At 73.5% G+C, this 5,460-nt stretch carries 7 protein-coding genes; 2 read left to right on the forward strand and 5 right to left on the reverse strand.

Annotated features, from left to right (window positions below; all coding sequences use genetic code 11):
* Positions 1-779: hypothetical protein (locus I5E_RS09690; RefSeq protein ID WP_022906801.1), on the reverse strand; the 779-nt coding region annotated here is incomplete at its 3' end.
* An 85-nt stretch (positions 780-864) separates the two neighbouring features.
* Positions 865-1,341 carry a hypothetical protein gene (locus tag I5E_RS09695; protein ID WP_148286916.1) on the reverse strand — a complete coding sequence of 159 codons (477 nt, stop codon included), beginning with the start codon at positions 1,339-1,341 and terminating at the stop codon, positions 865-867.
* A 37-nt stretch (positions 1,342-1,378) separates the two neighbouring features.
* Here I5E_RS09695 and I5E_RS09700 point away from each other — a divergent pair, with 37 nt between their 5' ends.
* Positions 1,379-2,293 carry a hypothetical protein gene (locus tag I5E_RS09700; protein ID WP_022906803.1) on the forward strand — a complete coding sequence of 305 codons (915 nt, stop codon included), beginning with the start codon at positions 1,379-1,381 and terminating at the stop codon, positions 2,291-2,293.
* A gap of 80 nt (positions 2,294-2,373) precedes the next feature.
* On the opposite strand, the gene I5E_RS09705 is transcribed toward I5E_RS09700, so the two are convergent.
* The 3 genes from I5E_RS09705 to I5E_RS25995 all read right to left on the reverse strand — a co-directional run bounded on the left by I5E_RS09705 (position 2,374) and on the right by I5E_RS25995 (position 5,209).
* Entirely contained in the window at positions 2,374-3,288 is a 915-nt protein-coding gene (locus tag I5E_RS09705) for a GNAT family N-acetyltransferase (RefSeq protein ID WP_022906804.1), read from the reverse strand.
* Between the two features lie 110 nt (positions 3,289-3,398).
* On the reverse strand, positions 3,399-4,415 hold the full coding sequence (locus I5E_RS25990) for an alpha/beta hydrolase family protein (RefSeq protein WP_049973485.1): 1,017 nt from the start codon (positions 4,413-4,415) through the stop codon (positions 3,399-3,401).
* A complete protein-coding gene (locus I5E_RS25995) occupies positions 4,412-5,209 on the reverse strand; it encodes a TolB family protein (protein WP_049973486.1) in 798 nt (265 codons plus the stop codon). Before I5E_RS25995 ends, I5E_RS25990 begins: the two co-directional genes overlap by 4 nt.
* A gap of 23 nt (positions 5,210-5,232) precedes the next feature.
* On the opposite strand from I5E_RS25995, the gene I5E_RS09715 reads away from it, so the two are divergent.
* Positions 5,233-5,460: serine hydrolase (locus I5E_RS09715; RefSeq protein WP_261974889.1), on the forward strand; the 228-nt coding region annotated here is incomplete at its 3' end.

Below are 5,460 nucleotides of genomic sequence, written 5' to 3' on the forward strand. Positions count from 1 at the left end.
TCGGCCTCGACCGCGACGCCCCCGCGCGACCAGACGCAGGTCACCGCGAGCGTCCCCGCGCGGAGCGACCCCCACCCGACCATGTTCGCGCCGTCGGACGTGCCGCAGCCGCCGGTCGCGGTGATGCCCATCGCGACCTTGCGGCTGCCGGTGTACGTGTCGTCCGCGGTCGAGCGGACCGTCCGTCCGCAGGCCGTGGTCGTGCCGGTCCAGGCGTCCGCACCGGCACCGATCGCCGCGGCGCCCGACACCTTCTGGTTGTTCGGGTTGTACCCCCACTCGACGGGTCCGGTCCAGCGGAACCCGAGCTTGGCGTACGCCGTCGACGAGCAGCTGGACGCCCCGCTCGCGGCCGCCGTGGACGACGCCGCGCCACCGGCGGTCCGGAGCGCGGAGCCGCCGGGGAGCGTGCGGTGGGCGAGGGCGGCCCGCTCCTGTCGGATCGCGGCCGGCGACCCGGACCAGTCGTCGTGCACGAGGATCGCGACGCCCGAACGGCCGGTGTTCGTGACCGACACGTCGCCGTCGTCCGCGGTGCCGGACGCACCGACCGGCATCGCGGACACGGTCGTCCCGACGGGCGGCACCCGGAACTGCCGGCCGTCCGGCAACACGACCGTGCCGTCCGACACGACGCAGCCCGTCGACAGCGCCGAGACGCTGATGCGGTCCCCGCGGCAGGCCGGTGCCGCGTCGGCTCCGGGCACGCCGACGGACGTGGTGACGACCGCGGCGAGCGCGATCCCGAGCACGACCGCCCCTGCGGTCACGGTGGACATCCGCACGTTCTCGACCCTCCTGGTCCCCGGTCCCCGGCAGCCCCCTGCCGAGCGCAGTCAGTGTGCGGAACGGGCTACGGCGCGGTCAACCCCCCGAACTGGCCGTGCATAACCTGAGTACCGCTCTCCTATTCTCGGTACGGGCGATCCGCCCACACGACCTGAAGAACGGAAGCACCTCGATGGCACGACCCGAACGCGCCGCCGGACGACCGAGGCGGTTCGTCCTGCCCCTGGCAGCCCTGGCCGTCACCGCCGCGACCATGCTGGCCACCACTCCGGCGAACGCAGCACCGACCACGACCTCGACGCCCGGCCCACCGACGGCCGCGGCCACAGCCAGCCCTGCAGCGGGAGGGACCAGCTCGTCGTCGACGGTGGGGACGTCTCCGGAGGTGTCCACTGACGCAACGGGATCCCCCGAACCGACCGATCCGCCCGTTCCGACGAGCCCGCCAGCGACACCCGCGCCGCTGTCGTTCACCACGGCTGCCCCCACCGTCACCGGGAGCGCGAAGGTCGGTGGATCCCTGACGGTCGCCGCGCCGACGTGGAAACCCACTCCGACCACGGTCGGGTACCGCTGGTACCGGGACGGCGTGGCGATCGGCGGCGCGTACAAGACCCGGTACACGCCGACGGTGGCGGATCGGGGGCACAAGCTCAGCGTCGGGATCACCGGGTCACGGTCCGGCTACACGACGGCCACGCGCACCAAGGACGTCGGGGTCGTTGCCCGAGGAGACGCCCCTCGTGCGACGAAGAACCCTGCGGTCGCCGGCATCACCCGCAGCGGCAGCGTCCTCACCACCTCGCAGGGTTCGTGGAACGCCTCGGGGCTCACCTACCGGTACGAGTGGTCGCGCAACGGGACCGTCGTCCCGAGCATGACCGGTCGGACCTACCGACTGGGGTACTACGACGTCGGGGCGAAGATCTCGTCCCGAGTGATCGTGTCGAAGAACGGTTACGCCGACGGTGCCGCTCGCAGCGCGGCCACCGCCGCGATCTCGAAGGCCGCGGTGGCGTTCTCCGGGGACGGAACCTTCCGCGTCGGCACGCAGGTGAAGGCCGGCACGTACTACTCGACGACGAAGACGAGCCAGCTCTGCTACTGGGCGCGGCTCAGCAGCGCGCAGGGTCGCCTCGACGACATCCGAGCGAACGACCTCGGTTCCGGTCAGCGACTCATGACCATCTCGAGCTCGGACAAGTACGTCGAGCTCGACGACTGCGGCTCCTGGTACCCGGTCGGATCCGCGGGTCCGAAGCTCGCGAACATCAGCTCGGACGGCGTGTACGTCGTCGGACCACAGATCAGCGCCGGCACCACGTGGCGCACGTCTGCACCGGCCGGCTGCTACTGGGCGACCTTCTCGGCCGCGGACGGAGACATCGAGTCGATCATCGCGAACGACTACCGCGACGCACGGGCGACCGTCACGGTCACCATCCCGCGGAACGCCGTGGGCTTCGAATCGAGCGGATGTGGCACCTGGAAGAAGGTCGGCTGACCGACGTGTCGGACGGGAGGCACGGGTCAGTCCGGAACCGCGCCTCCCGACCCGCGTTGCACCGCGCGCGACGATCGCGGTCATGGGACCTGCACGAACCGGAGCGCACCGCTCTCCCGCAGCCGGAACCCGAGGTGCTGGTACAGGCGGATCGCCCCGGTGTTGCCCGCCGCCGCGTGCAGGAGCGGTGCCTCGCCCCGCGCCCGGATGCCGTGCACCACGTCGAGCACCAGCCGCCGCCCGAGCCCCTGTCCGCGGAACGCGTCGTCGGTGCACACCGCGCTGATCTCGGTCCAGCCCGGCGGGTGCAGGCGCTCCCCGGCCATGGCGACGAGACGGCCCTCGCGCCGGAGGCCGACGTAGCGGCCGAGCTCGATCGTGCGGGGCAGGAACGGGCCGGGCTTCGTGCGTGCGACGAGCTCGAGGATCTCGGGGACGTCGTCGGGCGTGAGTTCCACGGCCTCGGCGTCCGCCTCCCCCTCGACGTCCTCGCCGGTGAGCTGCACCCCGCGCATGCCCTCGGCCGCGGGCCAGCCGTCCGGGACCACCGCCGAGGTCCCGACACGGACCACGGCCCCGGGACCGAGGAGCGCGCGGACGTCCTCCCAGTCCGCGGGCGTGGGGCGGTCCGGGATCCCGGTCCAGACGGAGACGTCGGGCAGGTACCGGACGACCTCGCCGCGGCGTTCGGCGAACCGGGCGTGGTGGCTGTTCAGCGCGGCGAGCGCGGGGTTGTTGAGCAGTCGGGTCGGGGTGCCGTCGTCGGCGATGGTCAGGTCGAGCGTCCGGAGGGCTGCGCCGCGGGCGTCCCCGGCCCGGAACCCGAGGTCCTCGAGACGTCGGCGGTCGCCGTCCGCCCAGCCGGCCGTGTCGGCGACGACGGCGGCGGCGTAGGTGGTGCGGGCGTGGTCGACGACGGCGTCGGCATCCTGCACGTCGGTCAGGAGGACCTCTCCGGGACGGGTCAGGTCGGTCACGTCGGCACTCGTCGTCATGCCTCCATCCTGCAACGCCGCACGGACGGATCCGTGCCGCGTTGCACGGCGTGACGTCGCACGGCGTGACGTGCACGACGTCGCACGGTGTGACGCGCACGCCGTCGACGTCAGCCCAGCCGGTCCGCCACGAACGTCACCATCCGCCGCACCAGCTCCTCGCGCGACGCGGCCCGTCGGTACTCGTGCCCCTCGCCCGCGAGCTCGAGGTACTCCACGTCGTGCGACCTCGCCCGGAGCGCCGCGACGACCTGGTGCGCCTCGCCGATCGGCACGTTCGTGTCGAGTTCACCGTGCACGACGAGGAGCGGCGCGGTGACGTCGTCGATCGCCCGCATCGGCGACAGGGAGTCCAGCAGGGCGGCGTCCTCGACGGGGTGCCCGTACTTCGTCGCGGCCGCCGAGGCGATCCACGGCTCGGTGTCCCGGTAGAACGTCGCGAAGTCGCTCATCCCGCACACGGCGACCCCGGCGGCGAAGACGTCCGGCGTGAACGCCAGGGACGCGAGGGTCGCGTACCCGCCGTACGAGCGGCCCTCGACGGCGACGCGGGACCGGTCGGCGTACCCGTTCGACACGAGGAACCGCGCGCAGTCGACGACGTCCGCGAGTGCGTTCCAGCGGAGCCCGAGGTCGTCGGCGTGCACGAAGTCGCGCCCGGAACCGCTGGACCCGCGGATGTTCGGCGCGAACACCGTGATCCCCGCCGCTGCGAGCGCCTGGTGCTGCGGCGAGAAGGTGGGTCGTTCCTGCGACTCCGGTCCGCCGTGCAGGTGGACGAGCGCTGCGCGGGGGCCGGGAGGCGCGGCACCGGCACCGGGGTCGCCGTCGGTCGGCGACGTGGCCGGGTCCACCGCCCGGTACAGCCAGCCGGTGAGCTCCAGTCCGTCGCGCGCCGCGAAGCGCTCGAGCGTCGGCTCGACCAACCGCACGTCGGGGAGCGCCGGGACGCCGGTGACACGGCTCCAGGTGAGCGCGTTCGTGTCGAGCCGCCAGAGCTCCCGCGGCCGCGTGGGGCCCTCGACGGCGAGGAGCACGCTGCGCCCGTCGCGGCTGAGCACCGGGTCGGTGACGACCTCGCCGGGCAGGTCCGGCACCGGGGTGCGCGAGGCGTCGTGGGTGTTCACGAGGTCGAGCTCGCTCCGGCCGTCGACGTTCCAGACGAGCAGCAGGGTCCGTCCGGCGTCGTCGGCGTCGAGGTACTCCAGCTCGGCGTCGTCGCGCTCTGTGATCCGGCGGGGTGCTCCGCGCCAGCCGTGCGGGCCGACGGGCTGCGCGACGAGTCCGCGGCGGGGCAGCCCGTCCTCGGTGGCGACGTAGGCGACGAGCGGACTGGTCTCGCTGGCGGGCGCCGGTCGGAGGAAGGCGATCTCGGCCGAGCCGTCCGGTGAGTCCGCGAGCAGCGCGTGCTCTCGTCGGTGAGCCGGTCGACGACCACGACGAACTCCCGGCCGCGCTGGCCGTCGCGGAGCACGACGAGGCGCTCCTCCACGCTCAGATCGAGGATGTGGATGAGCTCCCCCACCGCGAGGTCGTCGCGGTCCCCGGAGACGGGGTCGACGAGGTAGGAGCGGGCGGGCTGGTCGGCCTCGGTGGACGGCAGGGTGATGACGACCCGGTGGCCGCTGCGGCTCCACGGTCCGAGCTCGGCGTGCTGGTACCGGGACCCGGCGATCTGCGCGGCGTCGGTGCCGTCCGGGCGGACCACCCAGACCTGCTGCTTCACGCCGCCGTCGGTCGCGATGGCGACGGCGAGCCACTCGCCGTCGGACGACCACGTCACCCGGATCACGGGGTCGTCGGACAGTCGGATCCGCACGGGCTCGGGCGGGTCGGCGCCGACGACGACGTCCTGCACGAAGACCTCGGGGGTGCCGTGCCGATCGCTGACGAAGGCGACCCGGCGCGCGTTCCGCGTCATGGTGGGTCCCCACGACCCCCAGGCTGGCGGACGGCCGGGTCCGGCTGGACGACCCCATCACCGACTTCGTGCCCGCCTTCGCCGACGTCGCGCTGCCCACCGCCGACTCCCCCGTGCCGACGCTCCGCATGCTCCTGACGATGTCGGGCGGCTTCCCCACCGACGACCCCTGGGCGGACCGGCAGGAGTCCCTCTCCGACGCCGAGTTCGACGACGTCCTCCGCGCCGGCCTGCGTTCGACTCGGTCCCGG

The organism is Curtobacterium sp. B18 (genome assembly GCF_000333375.1).
Classification (GTDB): Bacteria; Actinomycetota; Actinomycetes; order Actinomycetales; family Microbacteriaceae; genus Curtobacterium.

What these genes read in the sequence shown, in the direction of transcription:
- I5E_RS09705 (WP_022906804.1), bottom strand. Translation starts at nt 3,288, where the DNA reads ATGACGACGAGTGCCGACGTGACCGACCTGACCCGTCCCGGAGAGGTC.
- I5E_RS25995 (WP_049973486.1), bottom strand. Translation starts at nt 5,209, where the DNA reads ATGACGCGGAACGCGCGCCGGGTCGCCTTCGTCAGCGATCGGCACGGC.